The organism is Telluria beijingensis (genome assembly GCF_030770395.1).
In the GTDB taxonomy this organism is placed as follows: Bacteria; Pseudomonadota; Gammaproteobacteria; order Burkholderiales; family Burkholderiaceae_D; genus Telluria; species Telluria beijingensis.
The window spans coordinates 591,467-609,366 of sequence record NZ_CP132480.1 but is presented as its reverse complement, the minus strand read 5'-3'; the positions used below and the strand labels follow the sequence as shown (position 1 = coordinate 609,366).

At 63.1% G+C, this 17,900-nt stretch carries 21 protein-coding genes; 2 read left to right on the top strand and 19 right to left on the bottom strand.

Going from position 1 to position 17,900, the window contains the following annotated elements:
• Nucleotides 1-27: 27 nt before the first annotated feature.
• From Q9246_RS02760 to Q9246_RS02745, 4 genes are all read right to left on the bottom strand, one after another.
• Nucleotides 28-3,153 carry an efflux RND transporter permease subunit gene (locus Q9246_RS02760; protein WP_306395267.1) on the bottom strand — a complete coding sequence of 1,042 codons (3,126 nt, stop codon included), beginning with the start codon at nt 3,151-3,153 and terminating at the stop codon, nt 28-30.
• Entirely contained in the window at nt 3,150-4,334 is a 1,185-nt protein-coding gene (locus Q9246_RS02755) for an efflux RND transporter periplasmic adaptor subunit (protein ID WP_306395266.1), read from the bottom strand. The genes Q9246_RS02760 and Q9246_RS02755 overlap by 4 nt, the downstream gene beginning before the upstream one ends.
• Before the next feature lie 117 nt (nt 4,335-4,451).
• Nucleotides 4,452-5,810 (bottom strand): ATP-binding protein, encoded by a 1,359-nt coding sequence (locus Q9246_RS02750; protein WP_306395265.1) that lies wholly within the window; start codon nt 5,808-5,810, stop codon nt 4,452-4,454.
• Complete coding sequence (locus Q9246_RS02745; protein WP_159627922.1) at nt 5,807-6,535, bottom strand: response regulator; 729 nt, start codon at nt 6,533-6,535, stop codon at nt 5,807-5,809. The genes Q9246_RS02750 and Q9246_RS02745 overlap by 4 nt, the downstream gene beginning before the upstream one ends.
• 197 nt (nt 6,536-6,732) lie before the next feature.
• On the opposite strand from Q9246_RS02745, the gene Q9246_RS02740 reads away from it, so the two are divergent.
• Entirely contained in the window at nt 6,733-7,263 is a 531-nt protein-coding gene (locus Q9246_RS02740) for a Spy/CpxP family protein refolding chaperone (RefSeq protein WP_306395264.1), read from the top strand.
• A gap of 60 nt (nt 7,264-7,323) precedes the next feature.
• On the opposite strand, the gene dsbD is transcribed toward Q9246_RS02740, so the two are convergent.
• Nucleotides 7,324-9,147: a protein-disulfide reductase DsbD gene (dsbD, locus tag Q9246_RS02735; protein WP_306395263.1), complete on the bottom strand. Its 1,824-nt coding sequence runs from the start codon at nt 9,145-9,147 to the stop codon at nt 7,324-7,326.
• Nucleotides 9,148-9,356: 209 nt separating this feature from the next.
• Here dsbD and Q9246_RS02730 point away from each other — a divergent pair, with 209 nt between their 5' ends.
• Nucleotides 9,357-9,986: a PEP-CTERM sorting domain-containing protein gene (locus Q9246_RS02730; protein ID WP_306395262.1), complete on the top strand. Its 630-nt coding sequence runs from the start codon at nt 9,357-9,359 to the stop codon at nt 9,984-9,986.
• Nucleotides 9,987-10,157: 171 nt separating this feature from the next.
• On the opposite strand, the gene rplQ is transcribed toward Q9246_RS02730, so the two are convergent.
• The 14 genes from rplQ to rpsH form a co-directional block, all read right to left on the bottom strand.
• Nucleotides 10,158-10,553 carry a 50S ribosomal protein L17 gene (gene rplQ, locus Q9246_RS02725; RefSeq protein WP_005663400.1) on the bottom strand — a complete coding sequence of 132 codons (396 nt, stop codon included), beginning with the start codon at nt 10,551-10,553 and terminating at the stop codon, nt 10,158-10,160.
• Between the two features lie 119 nt (nt 10,554-10,672).
• Nucleotides 10,673-11,650, bottom strand: a complete 978-nt coding sequence (locus Q9246_RS02720; protein ID WP_005663401.1) for a DNA-directed RNA polymerase subunit alpha — start codon at nt 11,648-11,650, stop codon at nt 10,673-10,675.
• Between the two features lie 300 nt (nt 11,651-11,950).
• Nucleotides 11,951-12,574: a 30S ribosomal protein S4 gene (gene rpsD, locus Q9246_RS02715; protein ID WP_306395260.1), complete on the bottom strand. Its 624-nt coding sequence runs from the start codon at nt 12,572-12,574 to the stop codon at nt 11,951-11,953.
• A 274-nt stretch (nt 12,575-12,848) separates the two neighbouring features.
• Nucleotides 12,849-13,253, bottom strand: coding sequence for a 30S ribosomal protein S11 (gene rpsK / locus Q9246_RS02710; protein WP_005663404.1), 405 nt, complete (start codon nt 13,251-13,253; stop codon nt 12,849-12,851).
• A gap of 14 nt (nt 13,254-13,267) precedes the next feature.
• Nucleotides 13,268-13,633 carry a 30S ribosomal protein S13 gene (gene rpsM / locus Q9246_RS02705; protein WP_005663405.1) on the bottom strand — a complete coding sequence of 122 codons (366 nt, stop codon included), beginning with the start codon at nt 13,631-13,633 and terminating at the stop codon, nt 13,268-13,270.
• Between the two features lie 14 nt (nt 13,634-13,647).
• Nucleotides 13,648-13,761: a 50S ribosomal protein L36 gene (rpmJ, locus tag Q9246_RS02700; protein WP_005663407.1), complete on the bottom strand. Its 114-nt coding sequence runs from the start codon at nt 13,759-13,761 to the stop codon at nt 13,648-13,650.
• Nucleotides 13,762-13,798: 37 nt separating this feature from the next.
• On the bottom strand, nt 13,799-14,017 hold the full coding sequence (infA, locus tag Q9246_RS02695) for a translation initiation factor IF-1 (RefSeq protein WP_005663428.1): 219 nt from the start codon (nt 14,015-14,017) through the stop codon (nt 13,799-13,801).
• Nucleotides 14,018-14,038: 21 nt separating this feature from the next.
• A complete protein-coding gene (secY, locus tag Q9246_RS02690; RefSeq protein ID WP_005663430.1) occupies nt 14,039-15,373 on the bottom strand; it encodes a preprotein translocase subunit SecY in 1,335 nt (444 codons plus the stop codon).
• 28 nt (nt 15,374-15,401) lie between these two features.
• Nucleotides 15,402-15,833, bottom strand: coding sequence for a 50S ribosomal protein L15 (gene rplO / locus Q9246_RS02685; RefSeq protein WP_005663434.1), 432 nt, complete (start codon nt 15,831-15,833; stop codon nt 15,402-15,404).
• Nucleotides 15,834-15,861: 28 nt separating this feature from the next.
• Nucleotides 15,862-16,041, bottom strand: coding sequence for a 50S ribosomal protein L30 (rpmD, locus tag Q9246_RS02680; RefSeq protein WP_005663436.1), 180 nt, complete (start codon nt 16,039-16,041; stop codon nt 15,862-15,864).
• Nucleotides 16,042-16,052: 11 nt separating this feature from the next.
• On the bottom strand, nt 16,053-16,571 hold the full coding sequence (gene rpsE, locus Q9246_RS02675; RefSeq protein ID WP_005663437.1) for a 30S ribosomal protein S5: 519 nt from the start codon (nt 16,569-16,571) through the stop codon (nt 16,053-16,055).
• A gap of 12 nt (nt 16,572-16,583) precedes the next feature.
• Nucleotides 16,584-16,946, bottom strand: a complete 363-nt coding sequence (rplR, locus tag Q9246_RS02670) for a 50S ribosomal protein L18 (RefSeq protein WP_123069946.1) — start codon at nt 16,944-16,946, stop codon at nt 16,584-16,586.
• Nucleotides 16,947-16,957: 11 nt separating this feature from the next.
• The gene (rplF, locus tag Q9246_RS02665; protein WP_306395257.1) at nt 16,958-17,491 is read right to left on the bottom strand and encodes a 50S ribosomal protein L6; all 534 of its coding nucleotides are present in this window, start codon (nt 17,489-17,491) and stop codon (nt 16,958-16,960) included.
• A gap of 10 nt (nt 17,492-17,501) precedes the next feature.
• The gene (gene rpsH / locus Q9246_RS02660; RefSeq protein ID WP_306395256.1) at nt 17,502-17,897 is read right to left on the bottom strand and encodes a 30S ribosomal protein S8; all 396 of its coding nucleotides are present in this window, start codon (nt 17,895-17,897) and stop codon (nt 17,502-17,504) included.
• Nucleotides 17,898-17,900: the final 3 nt, after the last annotated feature.

The window sequence follows — 17,900 nt, the reverse complement described above, 5'->3', positions numbered from 1 at the left end:
GCCGGCGGCAGACTGCTGCGTTGCTGCTTATGCCGGATGACTGACCGGCGCCGGGTGTGCCGGCGCATCCTGATCGGCCTTGGCGATCTGCTCGTCGGTCATCGGGCCGGTGCCGCTGTAGCGGTCCAGGTACAGATAGATCACCGGGGTGATGTACAGGGTGATCACTTGCGAGAAGATCAGGCCGCCACACACCGCCAGGCCCAGCGGCTGGCGCAGTTCGGCGCCGGCGCCGATGCCCAGCGCGATCGGCAGCGCGCCCATCAGCGCCGCCAGGGTCGTCATCAGGATCGGCCGGAAGCGCAGGATGCAGGCCTCGCGGATCGCCTCCTGCGGGCTCATGCCCAGGTTGCGCTGGGCGTCGAGCGCGAAGTCGATCATCATGATCGCGTTCTTCTTGACGATACCGATCAGCATCAGGATGCCGATCATGGCGATCAGGGTCAGGTCCTTGTCGAAGATCCACAAGGTGATCAGGGCGCCCACGGCGGCCGACGGCAGGCCGGCCAGGATGGTCAGCGGGTGGATATAGCTTTCGTATAGCACCCCGAGCAGCACATAGATGACGCCGACCGCCGTGATGATCAGGATCAGCTGGCTCGATTGCGTATCCTGGAACACGGCGGCATCGCCGCCATAGGTCGCGATCACCGAGGCCGGCAGCTTCATGGCGCGGCCCATGTCTTCGATGGCGGCGGTGGCGTCGCCCAGCGAGACGCCGGGCGCCAGGTTGAACGACAGCGTAATCGCCTGTAACTGGCCCTGGTGGTTCACCTGCAGCGGGCCGACCGTGCGGCGCACGCTGGCGATGCTCGACAGTTTCACCAGGTCGCCGTTTTTGCTGCGCACCGAGACCCGCGACAGCGCTTCGTCATAGTAACGGTCGCTCGCGGCCGCTTCCAGGATCACGTAGTAGCTGGCCGCGGTCGAATAAATGGTCGACACCTGCCGTTCGCCGAACGAGGCGTACATCACGGTGCGGATATCGTTCATCGTCACGCCCAGCAGCGCCGCCTTGTCGCGGTCGATGTCGACGGTGGCCTGCAGCGCCTTGTTCTGCGAATCGCTGTTGACGTCGCGGAAGCGCTCGTCCCGCCGCATGCCTTCCAGGAACTGCTCGGCCCAGCCGCCGATCTCGCCGCCCGACACGCTCTGCAAGGTGTACTGGTAGCGCGCCTTGCTCTGGCGCCCGCCCAGCTGCAAGTTTTGCTGCGGCGACATGAAGACCTGCACGCCCGGCACGGCGCGGGTGGCCTTGCGCAGGTCGTCGATCACCAGGTCCATCGGGGGCCGTTCGCCGCGATCCTTGAGCACCAGGAACATGCGGCCGGTATTGCCGCCGCCGCTGAACGAGGTCGTGTCTTTTACATAGGGGTTGGCGCGGATGATGTCGACCACCTTGCCCTGCAGCTCGGCCAGCGCCATCGACGAGGTGTCTTCCGAGGCTTCCACCGTCACCCGGATCTGGCCGATGTCTTCTTCAGGGAAGAAACCCTTGGGCATGGTGGTGTATAGCAGACCGGTCAGCACGAAGGTGCCCAGCGCCAGCATCAGCACCACGAAGCGGAAGCGCAGCGCCAGGTCCAGGGTACGACCATAGCCATTGCGTAACCTCGAGAACCCGGCCTCGAAGCGGCGGCCGACCCATGACATCTTGTCCGGATCGACGTGGCCGCCATCCTTGAGCATGCGCGAGCACAGCATCGGCACCAGGGTCAGCGAGACCAGGGCCGACACCAGTACCGCCAGGCCGACGATGACGGCGAATTCGCGGAACAGCAGGCCGATCACGCCGGGCATGAAGAAGATCGGGATGAACACCGCCACCAGCGAGATCGAGATCGAGATGATGGTGAAGCCCACTTCGCGCGCGCCGACCAGGGCCGCGGCCATCGGCTTCTTGCCCATCTCCATATGGCGCACGATATTTTCCAGCACCACGATCGCGTCGTCGACCACCAGGCCGACCGCCAGCGTGATGCCGAGCAGAGAGATATTGTCCAGGCTATAGCCGAGCCAGTAGAGCAGCGACAGCGCGCCCAGCAGCGAGATCGGCACCGTCACCGCGGGGATGAAGGTGGCTGCCGCGCGGTGCAGGAACAGGAAGATCACCAGGATCACCAGCAGCACGGTGCCGGCCAGGGTCAGGTTGACGTCGTGGATCGCTTCGCGGATCGACAGCGAGCGGTCGTTGACCAGCTCGATCTTGATCGAGGCCGGCAGTTGTCCTTCGAAGCGCGGGATCAGCGCGCGCACCGCGTCGACCACCTGCACGGTGTTCGCGTTCGGCTGGCGCTGCACCATCAGCGAGATAGAGCGCTCGCCGTTCAGGCTGCCCATGGCCTTGACCGACTGGTAGCTGTCCTGGACGTCGGCGATATCCTTCAGGCGCACCGGCAAGCCGTCGCGGGTGGCGATGATCAGGTCGGCGAAGTCGGCCGCCTTCATCAGCTGGCCGCCGCCCTGGATGGTCAGCGCCTGGGTCGGACCGTCGAGGATGCCGAGCGGCGTATTCGAGTTGGCCGCGCGCAGGGCGGTCGCCAGCTCATCCATCGAAATATTGCGCGCGTTCATGAGGTCGGAACGGGCACGGACGCGCACTGCAAAGCGCTTGCCGCCGTTGATCGAGACCTGCGACACGCCCTGCACGGTCGAGATCGCCGGCGAGATCAGGTTTTCGGCGTAGTCGTTCAGCTCCGACAAGTCCATCGACGGCGAGGTCAGGTGCATGAACAGGATAGGGGCATCGGCCGGATTGACCTTGCGGTAGGCCGGCAGTTCGGTCATCTCGAGCGGCAGCCGGCGCTGGGCCACCAGCAGCGCGGCCTGGACGTCCACCGCCGCCTTGTCGACGTCGATGTCGTTGTCGAATTCGAGCGTGATATTGGTGTCGCCCTGGGTATTGCTGGAGGTGATCAGCTTGATGCCGGCGATGGTCGAGAACTGCTTCTCGAGCGGCAGCGCGACCGACGACGCCATCGTTTCCGGGCTGGCGCCGGGCAGGTTGGCCGAGACGTTGATCACCGGCGTGTTATAGCTGGGCAGCGCGGCGACCGGGATCTGCATATACGACAGGATGCCGACCAGCACCAGGCTGAGCGACAGCAGCACCACCATCACCGGACGGCGGATACACAGTTCGGACAGATTCATGCCTGCTCGCCCTTTTTAGCGGCCGGCGCCGCCGGCTTGGCGCCCTGTCCCGCCAGGCGCACCTTGCCACCCGGACGCAGGTTCTGCTTGCCCTCGGTGATGACCTGCTCGTTGCCTTTCAAGCCAGTGACCGCGGCGCGGTCGCCGAAGGCGTACACGCGCTGCACCGGCACCTGGCGCGCCGAGTTGCCTTCTCCCAGCACATACACGAAGGTGCCGTTGGTGGCCGTGATGATGGCGGTCTGCGGGATCACCACCGCTTCCTTCAGGGTCTGCACCACGACGTTAGCGGTCACATACTGGCCCGGCCATAGCGAGGTGTCGCTGTTGGAAAACTCGCCTTTCACGCGGATGGTGCCGGCCTGCGGATCGACCGCATTGTCGATGAAGCTCAGGCGGCCGACGACCGGGGCGGCATCCTGGTTGCCGCTGCCTGGATTGACGCGCACCTCGACATTGCCCTGCTTCTGGGCCGCCAGCAGCGACCCGAGCGTCGATTCGGGCAAGGTGAACGAGACGTGGATCGGATCCAGCTGGGTGACGGTGGTCAGCGAGGTGCTCATCTGCACCAGGGTGCCCGGGTGGACATCGATGGCGCCGACCCGGCCCGACATCGGCGCCCGGATCGTGGTGTAGCTGGCGCTCACTTGCGTGGCGCGGGCCGCCGCCTGGTTCGACTGCACCAGCGCGCGCTGGGCTTCCACCTGGCTGAGCAGCGAATCGAGGGCGCTCTGGGCCAGGAAGTTCTGGGCCACCAGTTCCTGGCTGCGTTTATATTGGCGCTCGAGGTCGGCCAGGGTGGCCGAATCGCGCGCCACCTGCGCTTCGGCGCGGGCGACGTTGGCCATGTCGGCGCGGTCGTCGAGCGAGAACATGAGCTGGCCTTCCTTGACGAACTGGCCTTCGCGGATATGCACTTCGCGGATCGTGGTGACGGTTTGCGGATGCAGGTTGACGGTGCGCACCGGGGTCACGGTGCCATTGGCGAACAGTTCGACGCCGACGTCGCGCCGCTCGGGCGCGACCACGTTGACGGTCACCGGCGGCGGGCCGCCCGCGCCGCCCGGCCCATTGCCGCCCGGCCCCTCGGCCTTGGCATCGTTACCCTGGTTCACATACCAGCCGCCAGCCACGACCAGCGCCGCGATTCCGGCGATGACGCCGACATTCCTGTTTTTCATGCTTGTCCCTTGCCGCCCGTTCCGGCGACTCCTTCTTCTTCGATCGTGGTGGCCTGCCTTGCCCCTCGTTAGGGCGCCGCATTGTCCCACATTGTTATTACCGGTTCATGTACTTTGCTACTTGTTTGGATAGTAGGCCGGCAGCATCAGGGTCACTTCGAGGCCGCCCTCAGGATGGTTGGCCAGGCTGATGCTGCCGCCATGCTGTTCCGTGATGTTGCGGGCGATCGTCAAGCCCAGCCCGGTGCCGCCCGAGGCGCGCGAGCGCGAGGTCTCGATCCGGTAGAAGGGGTCGAATACCCGCCCCAGCTCGCTGCGCGGGATGCCCGGCCCGCTGTCGCGGATGCGGATGCGCGCCGTGCCGTTGATGCGGTCGACGCAGACGCGCGCATCGTGGCCGTACTTGACCGCGTTGTCGATCAGGTTGCCCAGGCAGCGGCGCAGGTCCAGCGGCCGGCCCAGCACCGCCATCGTGGCTTTTCCTTCGAGCGTGACTTCCTGGCCGGCGTCGCTGGCGTCGTCGCAGACCGAATCGAGCAGCGAATCCAGATCCAGCATCTGCATCGCCTCGGTGGTGTCCATGCTGCGCGCCAGCACCAGGCCTTCGCGCACCATTTCCTGCATCGCCGACAGGTCGCCGATCAGGCGTTCCTGCAGCTCGGCATCCGATACTTTTTCGAGCCGCAGGCGCATGCGCGTGAGCGGCGTCTGCAGGTCGTGGGTGATCGCGGCCAGCATCTGCGTGCGCTGGAAGATGTACTGGCGGATGCGCGCCTGCATCGCGTTGAAGGCGGCGCTGGCCTGGCGGATCTCGCTGGCGCCCGTCAGGTCGAGCGGCGGCCGGTTGATGTCCTGGCCGAGGTCTTGCGCGGCCTGGGCCAGCTGGCGGAACGGACGCGCGGTCATGCGCGCCACCAGGTAGGCCAGCACCGCGATGCTGATCATGAACAGGGCGACCAGCGCGCGCAGGTCGAGGTCGCCGGGCGTCGCCTGGCGCGGCGGCAGCACCGACAGGCGCAGCTCGGCGCCGTCGCGCAGGTGGACGTTGAGCGATTCGCAGGCGCCGCGGTATGCCGTGCTGAGCAGGCCGTACATCATCGGCAGGTATTGGGTGGTGCTGCAGGCGGCCGGCCGCGTGGTGACCGATTCGACCTTGTAGCCCTTGCCCAGGCGCGCCGCCAGTGCCTGCGCGAACGGGGTGCTCGGTCCCGGCGCCGGTGCGGTATCGCTGACCTCCATCACCAGGCCCGGGCGATTGGCCACCTCGAGGTAGATCGAGCGCGCCGAGGCCGGCACGATCTCGGTGGCCATGGTCAGCTGCTCGGCGCGTTCCAGCAGATGCTGCTCGCGCTGGCCTTCCCATTCGCGCCAGCGCTGGTAGTCGGCCGCCAGCTGGGTGAGCGCGGCCGAGATCCACACGCCCAGCAGCAGGGTCAGGAACACGCGGCCGGTCATCGAGCCGAAGAAGGCTTTCACGCCGCCGGCTCCACCGCCACCTGGCCGGCCAGCACGTAGCCGCCGTTGCGTACCGTCTTGATGATCTGGGGCATGCGCGCGTCCTCGCCCAGCTTCTGGCGCAGGCGGCTGATCTGGATGTCGATCGAGCGGTCGAACGGATCGGCGTCACGGCCCTGCGTGAGGTTGAGCAGCTGGTCGCGGTTGAGCACGCGGTTCGGGTGTTCGAGGAACACGCGCAGCAGGCGGAATTCGGCGCCCGACAGCATGATCACGATGCCGTCCGGATTCAGCAGGTGGCGCGCGGTGAGGTCCAGGGTCCAGCCAGAGAAGCGCATCTGCTGCACGTTCTCGGATGGCGTGTTCGATGGCATGGCGTGCGAGCGGCGCAGCACGCTGCGGATGCGCGCCAGCAGTTCGCGCGGTTCGAAAGGCTTCGGCAAGTAGTCGTCGGCGCCCATCTCGAGGCCGAGGATGCGGTCCAGCGGTTCGTTGCGGGCGGTCAGCATGATGACCGGCAGGGTCGAGGTGGCGCGCAGCTTGCGGCACAGGGTCAGCCCGTCGTCGCCGGGCATGTTCAGGTCGAGCACCACGAGATCGGGACGCGTTTCGTCGAGCGCCTTCCACATCGCGTTGCCGTCGGCGGCGGCCAGCGTCCGGTAGCCGTTCGACTCGAGATAGTCGGCCAGCAGGGTCCGGATGTCGCGGTCGTCGTCGACGATCAGAATCGTAGAGGGATTGTCCATAACCTCAATTATCCGAGTTTATGACAAGACCGGAGGAGCATTTTGTATCGCTGTGTATAAGCCTTTAGGCCGGAAACATATTGATACAATGTACGCGACAGGGGAAACCCGGCGGTTACAGTTTGTGCCCAAGATGGGAACCGTGCAGCGAGCGTTTCGGATGCACAGCCAACCAGACTCTCACCAAAGGAAGAACCATGATTACCCTCCGCAAGAACCTCGTGATCGCCCTCGCCGCCGCCGGTCTGCTCGGCGCCACCTTCGGCGCCCAGGCCCAGACCGCCGCACCCGAGACCCGCCCGGCCTTGACGGCGGAGCAGCGCCTGGCCAAGAAGGCCGAGTGGCAGGCCAAGGCCGGCGAGCGCCGCGCGAAAATGGAAAAGCACCGCGCCGAACGCCAGGCCAAGCTGCGCGATTCTCTCAAGCTCGATGCACGGCAGCAGCCGGCCTGGGACGCCTTCGTGGCGAGCCAGGCGCCGCAGAAGAAGGGTGAGCGCGCCGCGCGTCCGGACCGCGCCGCCTGGGCCAGCATGAGTGCACCGGAGCGCATGCAGAAAGGCATCGACATGCAGAAGCAGCGCACCGCGCGCATGGAGCAGCGCCTGGCCGCGCTGAACACCTTCTACGCCCAGCTGACGCCCGAGCAGCGCAAGACCTTCGATGCGCAGGCCAAGCACCGCAAGGGCCCGCGTCATCATGGCCACCACGGCCAGCGCGCTAGCGCATAAACGTCGCCTGGATTGTGGGGTGGACGGCTACGCCGTCCACGCGTCCAACCCACCGCCGCGTTACGGCGCCAGCCGCTGCAACGATCCCAAAAACTTCTCCGCATTCTGGAAGCCAATCACCCGGCTATCCGCAATCTCCTTCCCCCGCCCGTCGAACAGGATGATCCCCGGCGGCCCGAACAGCCCGAAGCGCTTGAGCATCGCCTTGTCATCCGCATCGTTGGCCGTCACATCCACCTGCAGCAGCACGGTATCGGCCAGCTTCTGCTGCACCGCCGGATCCACGAAGGTGAACTTCTCCATCTCGATGCACGACACGCACCAGTCCGCATAAAAATCGAGCATCACGGTCTTGCCGGCATTCGCCGCCAGCGCCGCATCCAGCTGGTCCACGGTCTTGACCCGGGTGAACGTCAACCCATGCCCCTGCGGCGCGCCACCGAGGTGCGCCAGCGGCGCGTAAGCATCGCGGCCACCACTGGCCAGGCCGACCAGCTGCGTCGCCCCCAGCACGGCAAACGCCGCCCCGAAGGCCATCGCCGCCCAGTGCCGGGTATGGCGCAGCAGATAGAAACCGTAACCCAGCAGCAGCAGCGCCCACAGCAGCATCTGGGCCACCGGCGGCAGCACCGGCGACACCAGCCAGATCGCCATCGCCAGCATCAGCACGCCGAACAGGCGTTTCACCGATTCCATCCACGGCCCCACGCGCGGCAGCAGCGAGCCGGCCGACAGGCCTACCAGCAGCAGCGGGATGCTCATCCCGACCGCCATCGAGAACAGCGCCGCCCCGCCGATGAAGACGTCGCGCGTCTGGCTGATGTAGACCAGGGCGCCGGCCAGCGGCGCGGCCACGCAAGGACCGACAATCAGGGCCGAAATCGCGCCCATGATGAACACGCCGACCAGCTTGCCGCCCTGCTGGCTGTTGGATGCCTGCGTCAAACGGGTCTGCAAGGTGTTAGGAAGTTGTAACTCATAGAAACCGAACATCGACAGCGACATGGCCACGATCAGCAGGCCGAAGGCGCCCAGCACCCAGGGATTCTGCAGCGCCGCGGCCAGGCCTTCGCCGGCCAGGCCGGCTGCGATGCCGAGCAGCGTGTAGACGATGGCCATGCCCAGCGAGTAGGCCAGCGACAGCACGAAGCCGCGCGAGCGGCTCACGCCCTTGCCTTCGCCGACGATGATCGAGGACAGGATCGGCACCATCGGCAGCACGCAGGGCGTGAAGGCGAGGCCCAGGCCGAGCAGGATGAAGGCCGGCACGATGGCCAGCAGGCTGCCGCCGCCGAGGATGCCGGCGATGTTCGACAGGTCCGATTGTGGCGCGGCGGCCGGGGTGGCCGGCGCGTCGGCGGCCAGCGCCGACGACAGCGGGCTGGACATGCCGCCCGCCCCGGCGCCGATCGGCAGGCCGGACGCAGGCGCGGCGCCGCCGGCGCCCAGGTTGAGGCTGTGTTCCTGCGGCGGATAGCACAGGCCGGCATCGGCGCAGCCCTGGCTGGTCGCAAGCAGGGTGAACGGGCCGGCGCCCTCGACCGGGATCCGGATCGTCAGCGTGCCGGTATGGGTTTCGAGGTCCTTCTCGAACGTCGGATCGTACTTGACCTTGCCCGGCGGGATCTGCGGCTCGCCCAGCGTGATGCCGGCGCCGCTGGCCTTGAAGGCGAAGCGCTCGCGGTACATGTAGTACTCGGGGGCGATGACGTAGGTGATTTCCGCGGTCTGCGGGTCTGCCATGCGCGCTTCGAAGCGGAATGCGACTGCGGGGTCCAGGAAGTCTTGCTCGGCAGCTTGTCCAGGACGGGCGATGATCAGGGAAAATACAGCGACCAGTATCAGGCAGACCAGTTGCAGGCTGCGCGGGGAGAATCGAAGCATGATATCTATAGGAAAGTTACTGCACTGCACATGGTACACCCGCTGCCCGATTGACGCCGGCGTCAAAGGATAGACACTGCCGGAAAATTTTACAGAAGGAATATAAAATTCCCTGAAGAAAAAAATAAGTGATTGATTTAAAGGACTATTTATTTCCTGGCACAAACATTGCTTAGTGTGCAGAGTCCAATCAATGTACTAGGAATAAAATGAAAAAGCTGGTCGTCACTATCCTTATCGCCACCGCCTTCGCTTCGTCTTTCGCTGCAGCCACCCCGGTTGCGTCGACCGACACCCTGAAATCGACCCTGCGCGTCGACAACAAGTACACCATGTACCTGTCGACCAGCGATAGCCAGAATGGCACCCGCATCGGTGGCGTCGACAATTACAACGCTGTCAATTCGTTTTCGACCGGTTTGACGGCCGGCACCGATTACTACCTGCACATCTTCGCCGAAGATACCGGTGGCATCGCCGGCATGCTCGGTCAGTTCTCGCTGACCGGCACCAACTTCCAGTTCGCGAACGGCACCCAGAACCTGCTGACCAACACCATTAACTGGTCGGCCAGCACGACCGGCTTCGGCAAGAACTACGCCACCCCATCCGCCGCAACCGCGCAGCAGATCAAGGAATCGTGGGGCTCCACCAACGGCATTTCCAGCGATGCGCAGTGGATCTGGGCTGGCGACAACTGGAACAATAACAAGGCCTATTTCAGCACCAAGATCAGCGCTGTCAAGGCACCGGCTGACGTCCCTGAGCCAGGTTCGCTGGCCCTGCTGGGCCTTGGCCTGGCCGGCGTTGGCTTGATGGCGCGCCGTCGCCGCGCCTGATCGACGCCCGCATCCGCCACACCGGCCTGGCGGCCCGATCGCGACAGCGGTCGGGCCGCTTTTTTATGCGCTGCCCGCATCAGGCTGACGCGCAGGGGCGAAAAAAATGCCGCCCGGTTTGACTGGACGGCATCTGGGCCGAGGCCCGTATTTCCAACGAGTGACGCCGTATTACTCGGCAGTCGGTGCTTCTTCAGCCGAGGTGACTTCTGGACGGTCCAGCAGTTCGACGTAGGCCATAGGAGCATTGTCGCCAACGCGGAAGCCCATCTTCAGGATACGCAGGTAGCCGCCGTTGCGGTTTGCGTAGCGAGGACCCAGTTCAGCGAACAGCTTCTGGACCATTTCGCGGTCGCGCAGGCGAGCGAAGGCCAGGCGCTTGTTGGCCAGGGTGTCGGTCTTGCCCAGAGTCAGGATCGGTTCGATGACGCGACGCAGTTCCTTGGCTTTCGGGACGGTGGTCTTGATGGCTTCGTGACGCAGCAGCGAAACAGTCATGTTGCGCAGCATTGCCAGACGGTGGGACGAGGTACGGTTCAGTTTACGAAGGCCGTGACGGTGACGCATGGTATTTCCTTTCGGGTGTTTTCAAATCCAGTTCTTCGATCGTTCACACTTGCGTATGACCGCGGACCGGTTCAGGGTTAAATCCGCCCAGGCACTGTGCCCGGGCGGGGTACGACAAATTACTTCTCGAGGCCGGCAGGCGGCCAGTTTTCCAGCTTCATGCCCAGGGTCAGGCCGCGCGAAGCAAGGACTTCCTTGATTTCGTTGAGCGACTTGCGACCCAGGTTCGGCGTCTTGAGCAGTTCGTTTTCCGAACGCTGGATCAGGTCGCCGATGTAGTAGATGTTTTCCGCTTTCAGGCAGTTGGCCGAACGCACGGTCAGCTCCAGGTCGTCGACCGGACGCAGCAGGATCGGATCGACCAGCGGTGCGCGCGATGGGGCTTCGGCAGCGGCTTCGGTGCCTTCCAGGGCGGCGAACACGTTCAGCTGGTCGACCAGGACGCGGGCCGACTGGCGGATCGCTTCTTCCGGGGTGATGACGCCGTTGGTTTCGATGTTGATGATCAGCTTGTCCAGGTCGGTACGCTGTTCGACACGGGCCGATTCCACGGCGTACGACACGCGGCGCACTGGCGAGAACGATGCGTCCAGGATGATGCGGCCGATGGTCTTGTTGGTGTCTTCCGACAGACGACGGACGTTGCCCGGCACATAGCCGCGGCCCTTCTCGACCTTGATCTGCATGTCCAGCTTGCCGCCTGCGGTCAGGTGGGCGATGACGTGGTCAGGGTTGATCAGTTCGACGTCGTGCGGCAGGTCGATGTCCGAAGCCAGGACGGCGCCTTCGCCTTCCTTCTTCAGGGTCAGGGTGACGGAATCGCGGTTGTGGACCTTGAAGACCACGCCCTTCAGGTTCAGCAGCAGGTCGACGACATCTTCCTGCACGCCATCCAGCGACGAGTATTCATGCACGACACCAGCGATCGTCACTTCGGTCGGCGCATAGCCCACCATCGACGACAGCAGCACGCGGCGCAGGGCGTTGCCGAGGGTGTGGCCATAGCCACGCTCGAACGGCTCCATCACGACTTTCGCGTGGCCGGCGCCCAGTGCTTCGACGTCGATGATACGTGGCTTCAACAAACTATTTTGCATGAATGAGTCCTTTTCAATACCCTCGGCTCGTTACACCGATAAGGCTGATGGCTTTAAAGAGAACGCCTGCGAGAGCAGGCGGTAAAACGAATTCTGTGCGACGGGAGTGATGGAAACTTGAATTCCTGAGAATTTGCTGTTCGCTGCAAGTGCCGATCCTGGATCGCTGCACTCGCACCACCACCACGTCGTTCCCGCGCAGGCGGGAACCCAAGTTTCTCGACTTAGCCAGCAAACTTGGATCCCCGCCTGCGCGGGGATGACGATGAAGGGACAGCTAGCTGTCCCTTCATGCGTCAATCAACGCGAGTACAGTTCGACGATCAGCGCTTCGTTGACGTCAGCAGCGATTTCGTTACGCTCTGGGAACGAACGGAAGGTGCCTTCCAGCTTCTTCGCGTCGACCGACACCCAGCTCGGGAAACCGACTTGCTCAGCCAGCGACAGCGCTTCAGCGATACGCACTTGCTTCTTGGCTTTTTCGCGCACAGCGATCACGTCGCCGGTCTTGACCTGGTACGACGCGATGTTCACGACGTTGCCGTTCACGGTGAAGGCCTTGTGGCTCACCAGCTGACGCGCTTCCGAGCGGGTCGAGCCGAAGCCCATGCGGTAAGCGACGTTGTCCAGGCGCGATTCCAGCAGCTTCAGCAGGGTTTCGCCGGTGTTGCCCTTGCGGCGCGACGCTTCTGCGAAGTAGCGGCGGAACTGACGCTCCAGCACGCCGTAGATACGCTTGACCTTCTGCTTTTCGCGCAGCTGGTTGCCGTAGTCCGAGGTGCGGGCACCCGACTTGACACCGTGCTGGCCTGGCTTGACGTCCAGTTTGCACTTCGAATCGAGCGAACGACGTGCGCTCTTCAGGAACAGGTCGGTGCCTTCACGGCGCGACAGTTTTGCTTTTGGTCCGATATAACGTGCCACGTTAGATTTCCTTTAATATTTGATCACGCCCCAGAAGCGCATATGAAAATCATATGCACCCAGGCGCTAGTCCGGCTCTGCATGAGGCCGGACGTGGCTTACAACATCGCCCGCCGTCAGGACGACAGGCGACAAGAGCCGGGCAGTATAACCCATTTCTGGGCAACTGCACCGGCGATCTCGTAAAACACAACGGGGCTTGCGCCCCGTGCGTCGATATCAAGACACGGATCGGGCGGCGAACCGCCGGGCGGCGATCCGACTGCCCGATGTCTTAGATACGGCGACGCTTCGGCGGACGGCAGCCGTTGTGTGGAACTGGGGTCACGTCCTGGATCTCGGTGATCTTGATGCCGAGGTTGTTCAGTGCGCGCACAGCCGATTCACGGCCTGGGCCTGGGCCCTTGATACGCACTTCCAGGTTCTTGACGCCCGATTCCTGAGCGACCTTGCCTGCAGCTTCGGCAGCGACCTGAGCCGCGAACGGGGTCGATTTGCGCGAACCCTTGAAGCCGGCGCCGCCGGAGGTTGCCCACGACAGGGCGTTGCCCTGACGGTCGGTGATGGTGATGATCGTGTTGTTGAACGATGCGTGCACGTGGGCGATGCCCTCGGCAACGTTCTTCTTCACTTTCTTGCGCACGCGTGCTGCTGCTGCGCTGCTTTGTTGCTTGGCCATGGTCGGTTCCTAGATTATTTCTTGAGCGATTGAGCTGCCTTGCGCGGACCTTTACGGGTACGTGCATTGGTGCGGGTACGCTGACCGCGGACCGGCAGGCCCTTACGGTGACGCATGCCGCGGTAGCAACCCAGGTCCATCAGACGCTTGATGTTCATGGACAGTTCGCGGCGCAGGTCGCCTTCCACGACAAACTTGCCGACTTCGTCGCGCAGTTTCTCGAGTTCGTTATCGTCCAGGTCCTTGACCTTCTTGTTGGTCGCGATACCGGTTGCGTCGCAGATCTTCTGCGAACGCGGACGGCCAATACCGTAGATAGCCGTCAGGCCGATAACGGTGTGCTGATGATTTGGGATGTTAACCCCTGCAATACGTGCCATTCGTTATTCCTCGATTAACCTTGACGCTGCTTGTGACGCGGCTCGACGCAGATCACACGGACCACGCCCTTGCGCTTGATGATCTTGCAGTTGCGGCAGATCCGCTTGACTGAAGCGTTAACTTTCATTTTGCACTCTCTTCGGTTCGTTTACTTGATGATGTTTTTACTTGGTGCGGAACACGATGCGGGCCCGGGACAGATCGTACGGCGTCAACTCCACCGTTACCTTGTCACCCGGGAGGATGCGGATATAGTTCATCCGCATTTTACCCGAGATATGCCCCAGGACCACATGGCCGTTTTCCAGCTTTACGCGGAACGTCGCGTTTGGGAGATTCTCGAGGATCTCCCCCTGCATTTGGATGACGTCGTCTTTTGCCATTCGCTCTATGCACTCCGACGCTTATCGCGTAGGAACTCCACCCTTGAAGTTAGCCTTACGCAGCAGGGAATCATATTGCTGCGACATGACGTAGTTCTGCACTTGTGCCATGAAGTCCATCGTCACCACCACGATGATCAGGAGCGACGTGCCACCGAAGTAGAAGGGAACCTTCCACTGGGCGGTCATGAACTCCGGCACCAGGCACACCAGGGTGATATAGACTGCACCGGCCAGGGTCAGGCGCATCAGGATCTTGTCGATGTAGCGCGCGGTCTGCTCGCCCGGACGGATGCCCGGAACAAACGCGCCGCTCTTCTTCAAGTTGTCCGCCGTTTCCTTGCTGTTGAATACCAGCGCGGTGTAGAAGAAGCAGAAGAACACGATCGCCACCGCATACAGCAAAGCGTGGATTGGCTCGCCTGGCGCCATCGACGCCGCCAGATCCTTCAGGAACCCGATCACGGGGCCGGACGAATCCTTGCCGCGCGTGAACCAGTCGACGATCGTCGCCGGGAACAGAATGATCGACGATGCGAAGATCGGCGGGATCACGCCTGCCATGTTCAGCTTCAAGGGCAGGTGGCTGGTTTGGCCACCGTAGATCTTGTTGCCGACCTGGCGTTTCGCGTAATTGACCAGGATCTTGCGCTGCCCGCGTTCCACGAACACCACCGCATACGTCACCGCAGCCACCAGGACCACGATCAGGATGGCCGAGAAGCTGCCGATCGAACCGTTCGAGACCAGGGTGAACAAGCCGCCCAGGGCCGACGGCAGACCTGCTGCGATACCGGCGAAGATGATGATCGAAATGCCGTTGCCAAGACCACGCTCGGTGATCTGCTCGCCCAGCCACATGAGGAACATGGTGCCGGTCAGGAGGGTAACGACGGTCACGAAGCGGAAACCGAGACCCGGGTCGATGACCAGGCCAGGTTGCGCCTCGAGCGCGACTGCGATGCCGAACGCCTGGAACAGCGCCAGTGCCACCGTGAAGTAACGGGTGTACTGGGTGATCTTGCGGCGGCCGGCCTCGCCCTCTTTCTTCAACGCCTCGAGTTGCGGCGAGACGATCGATGCGAGCTGCATGATGATCGAAGCCGAAATGTAAGGCATGATGCCGAGCGCGAACACGGTAAAGCGGGACAAGGCGCCACCCGAGAACATGTTGAACATGCCCAGGATGCCGCCCTCGTTCTGCTTGAACAGCGCAGCGAGCTGCACCGGGTCAATCCCGGGAACCGGGATGTGAGCACCGATGCGGTACACGACCAATGCGCCAAGCAAAAACCACAGCCGGCCCCAGGGGAATCCGGAAGCGGCGCTTTTACCAAGTTGTGAATTAGTCGCCAATTTTTGCTCCGATCAGGCAGCGGTCGCTTTACGCGACCGAGCCGCCAGCTGCTTCGATCGCTGCTTTCGCGCCAGCGGTCGCTTTCAGGCCCTTGAGGTTCACCGCCTTGGTGATCTCGCCGGACAGGATGACGCGCACGTCGCGTGCCACGACCGGCAGGATGCCTGCCTGCTTGAGCACCAGGATGTCGACGTCGCCGACGGCCAGGTTGTTCAGGTCGGACAGGCGGACTTCAGCCTTGAAGGTCGCGTTCAGCGATTTGAAGCCGCGCTTCGGCAGACGGCGCTGCAGAGGCATCTGACCGCCTTCGAAGCCGACTTTGTGGAAGCCGCCCGAACGCGATTTCTGACCCTTGTGACCACGGCCGGCAGTCTTGCCCAGGCCGGAGCCGATGCCGCGACCGACGCGACGCTTGGCGTGTTTCGCGCCTTCGGCTGGTTGAATGGTATTGAGTTCCATTGATTTCTCCGTTCGCAAGCCCGAGGGCTTACGACACAACTTTCACGAGGTACGCGACTTTGTTGATCATGCCACGCACGGCTGGGGTGTCTTGCAGCTCGGAGACCGAGTTGACGCGACGCAGGCCCAGGCCACGCACGGTAGCGCGGTGGTCTTGACGGGTACCGATCAGGCCCTTGACGAGCTGAACTTTAACGGTGTTTGCCATGTGAGTTCTCCTTAACCGACGATGTCTTCGACCGACTTGCCGCGCTTGGCAGCGATGTCAGCCGCGGTGCTCATCTTCGACAGGCCGTCGAGGGTTGCGCGCACCAGGTTGTAAGGATTCGACGAACCGGTCGACTTGGCGACCACGTCGGTCACGCCCATCACTTCGAAGATAGCGCGCATTGCGCCACCAGCGATCACGCCGGTACCAGGTTTCGCTGGCATCATCATGACGCGCGAGGCGCCGTGACGACCGGACACGGTGTGATGCAGGGTACCGTTCTTGAGCGGCACCTTGATCAGGTTGCGGCGGGCTTCTTCCATCGCTTTTTGCACGCCGACTGGAACTTCCTTCGACTTGCCCTTGCCCATGCCGATGCGGCCATCGCCGTCACCGACAACGGTCAGCGCTGCAAAACCCATGATACGACCACCCTTGACCACTTTGGTCACGCGGTTGATCGCGATCATTTTTTCGCGCATGCCATCATCCGGCTTGTCGCTTGCCATTTTCGCTTGCATTTTTGCCATGACGATTCTTCCTTAGAACTTCAGACCGGCTTCACGCGCGGCTTCCGCCAGCGCCTTCACACGGCCGTGGTAACGGAAACCCGAGCGATCGAACGCAACTTCGGTGATTCCTGCTTTCAGTGCTTTCTCTGCGACGCGCTTGCCAACCAGGGCAGCTGCAGCAGCGTTGCCGCCGGCGCCGGTCTGGCCAGCCAGTTCGGCGCGCACTTCCGCTTCCAGGGTCGAAGCCGACACCAGTACTTTTGCGTCCGGGCTGATCAGGTTTGCGTAGATGTGCAGGTTGGTGCGGTGAACCGACAGGCGATTCACGCCCAGCTGGGCAATCTTGATGCGGGTCTGACGGCCACGACGCAGACGGGATTGTTTCTTGTCCATGTCTGCTCCGATTATTTCTTCTTGGTTTCTTTAAGCTTGACCACTTCGTCCGAATAACGGACGCCCTTGCCCTTGTAAGGCTCGGGAGCGCGGTAAGCGCGAACTTCAGCGGCAACCTGGCCGACCTTCTGGCGATCGATACCCTTGATCACGATTTCGGTCGGGGTCGGGGTCACTGCGGTGACGCCTTCAGGCATCGCGTGCAGGACCGGGTGCGAGAAGCCCAGCGACAGGTTCAGGGCGTTGCCCTGCACTGCTGCCTTGTAGCCCACGCCGACCAGGTTCAGCTTGCGCTCGAAACCCTTGGTGACGCCGGTGACCATGTTGTTGACCAGGGCGCGCAGGGTGCCCGACATGGCGTTCGATTCACGCGAATCGTCGATCACGTCGAAGGTCAGCGTGCCATTGTTGTTTTCCACTTTGACCAGGCCGTTCAGGGCCTGGGTCAGGGTGCCCAGCGGGCCCTTGACGGTGATCGACGACGCGTTGATCGCGACTTCGGCACCGGCTGGGACGGCGATTGGCATCTTAGCTACTCGAGACATCGTCTACTCCTTAAGCCACGTAGCAAATCACTTCGCCACCGACGCCGGTAGCACGTGCTTTGCGGTCAGTCATGACGCCTTGCGGGGTCGAGACGATTGCCACGCCCAGGCCATTCATGACCGACGGGATTTCATCCTTGCCCTTGTAGATGCGCAGGCCAGGACGGGACACGCGCTCGAGGCGCTCGATGACCGGACGGCCGGTGTAATACTTCAAACCGATCTTCAGTTCCGCTTTGCCACCTTCCGACGACACGGCGAAATCTTCAATGTAACCCTCGTCCTTCAGGACGTTGGCAATGGCAACCTTCACTTTCGACGACGGCATTGCGACCGAGGTTTTCTGGACAGTTTGGGCGTTGCGAATGCGGGTCAGCATATCGGCGATAGGATCGCTCATACTCATTGC

Excerpts from the sequence above, each read along its gene's own strand:
- Q9246_RS02760 (WP_306395267.1), bottom strand. The coding sequence starts at position 3,153 with ATGAATCTGTCCGAACTGTGTATCCGCCGTCCGGTGATGGTGGTGCTG.
- Q9246_RS02755 (WP_306395266.1), bottom strand. The coding sequence starts at position 4,334 with ATGAAAAACAGGAATGTCGGCGTCATCGCCGGAATCGCGGCGCTGGTC.
- Q9246_RS02745 (WP_159627922.1), bottom strand. The coding sequence starts at position 6,535 with ATGGACAATCCCTCTACGATTCTGATCGTCGACGACGACCGCGACATC.
- Q9246_RS02740 (WP_306395264.1), top strand. The coding sequence starts at position 6,733 with ATGATTACCCTCCGCAAGAACCTCGTGATCGCCCTCGCCGCCGCCGGT.
- dsbD (WP_306395263.1), bottom strand. The coding sequence starts at position 9,147 with ATGCTTCGATTCTCCCCGCGCAGCCTGCAACTGGTCTGCCTGATACTG.
- Q9246_RS02730 (WP_306395262.1), top strand. The coding sequence starts at position 9,357 with ATGAAAAAGCTGGTCGTCACTATCCTTATCGCCACCGCCTTCGCTTCG.
- rplQ (WP_005663400.1), bottom strand. The coding sequence starts at position 10,553 with ATGCGTCACCGTCACGGCCTTCGTAAACTGAACCGTACCTCGTCCCAC.
- Q9246_RS02720 (WP_005663401.1), bottom strand. The coding sequence starts at position 11,650 with ATGCAAAATAGTTTGTTGAAGCCACGTATCATCGACGTCGAAGCACTG.
- rpsK (WP_005663404.1), bottom strand. The coding sequence starts at position 13,253 with ATGGCCAAGCAACAAAGCAGCGCAGCAGCAGCACGCGTGCGCAAGAAA.
- rpsM (WP_005663405.1), bottom strand. The coding sequence starts at position 13,633 with ATGGCACGTATTGCAGGGGTTAACATCCCAAATCATCAGCACACCGTT.
- rpmJ (WP_005663407.1), bottom strand. The coding sequence starts at position 13,761 with ATGAAAGTTAACGCTTCAGTCAAGCGGATCTGCCGCAACTGCAAGATC.
- infA (WP_005663428.1), bottom strand. The coding sequence starts at position 14,017 with ATGGCAAAAGACGACGTCATCCAAATGCAGGGGGAGATCCTCGAGAAT.
- rplO (WP_005663434.1), bottom strand. The coding sequence starts at position 15,833 with ATGGAACTCAATACCATTCAACCAGCCGAAGGCGCGAAACACGCCAAG.
- rpmD (WP_005663436.1), bottom strand. The coding sequence starts at position 16,041 with ATGGCAAACACCGTTAAAGTTCAGCTCGTCAAGGGCCTGATCGGTACC.
- rpsE (WP_005663437.1), bottom strand. The coding sequence starts at position 16,571 with ATGGCAAAAATGCAAGCGAAAATGGCAAGCGACAAGCCGGATGATGGC.
- rplR (WP_123069946.1), bottom strand. The coding sequence starts at position 16,946 with ATGGACAAGAAACAATCCCGTCTGCGTCGTGGCCGTCAGACCCGCATC.
- rplF (WP_306395257.1), bottom strand. The coding sequence starts at position 17,491 with ATGTCTCGAGTAGCTAAGATGCCAATCGCCGTCCCAGCCGGTGCCGAA.
- rpsH (WP_306395256.1), bottom strand. The coding sequence starts at position 17,897 with ATGAGTATGAGCGATCCTATCGCCGATATGCTGACCCGCATTCGCAAC.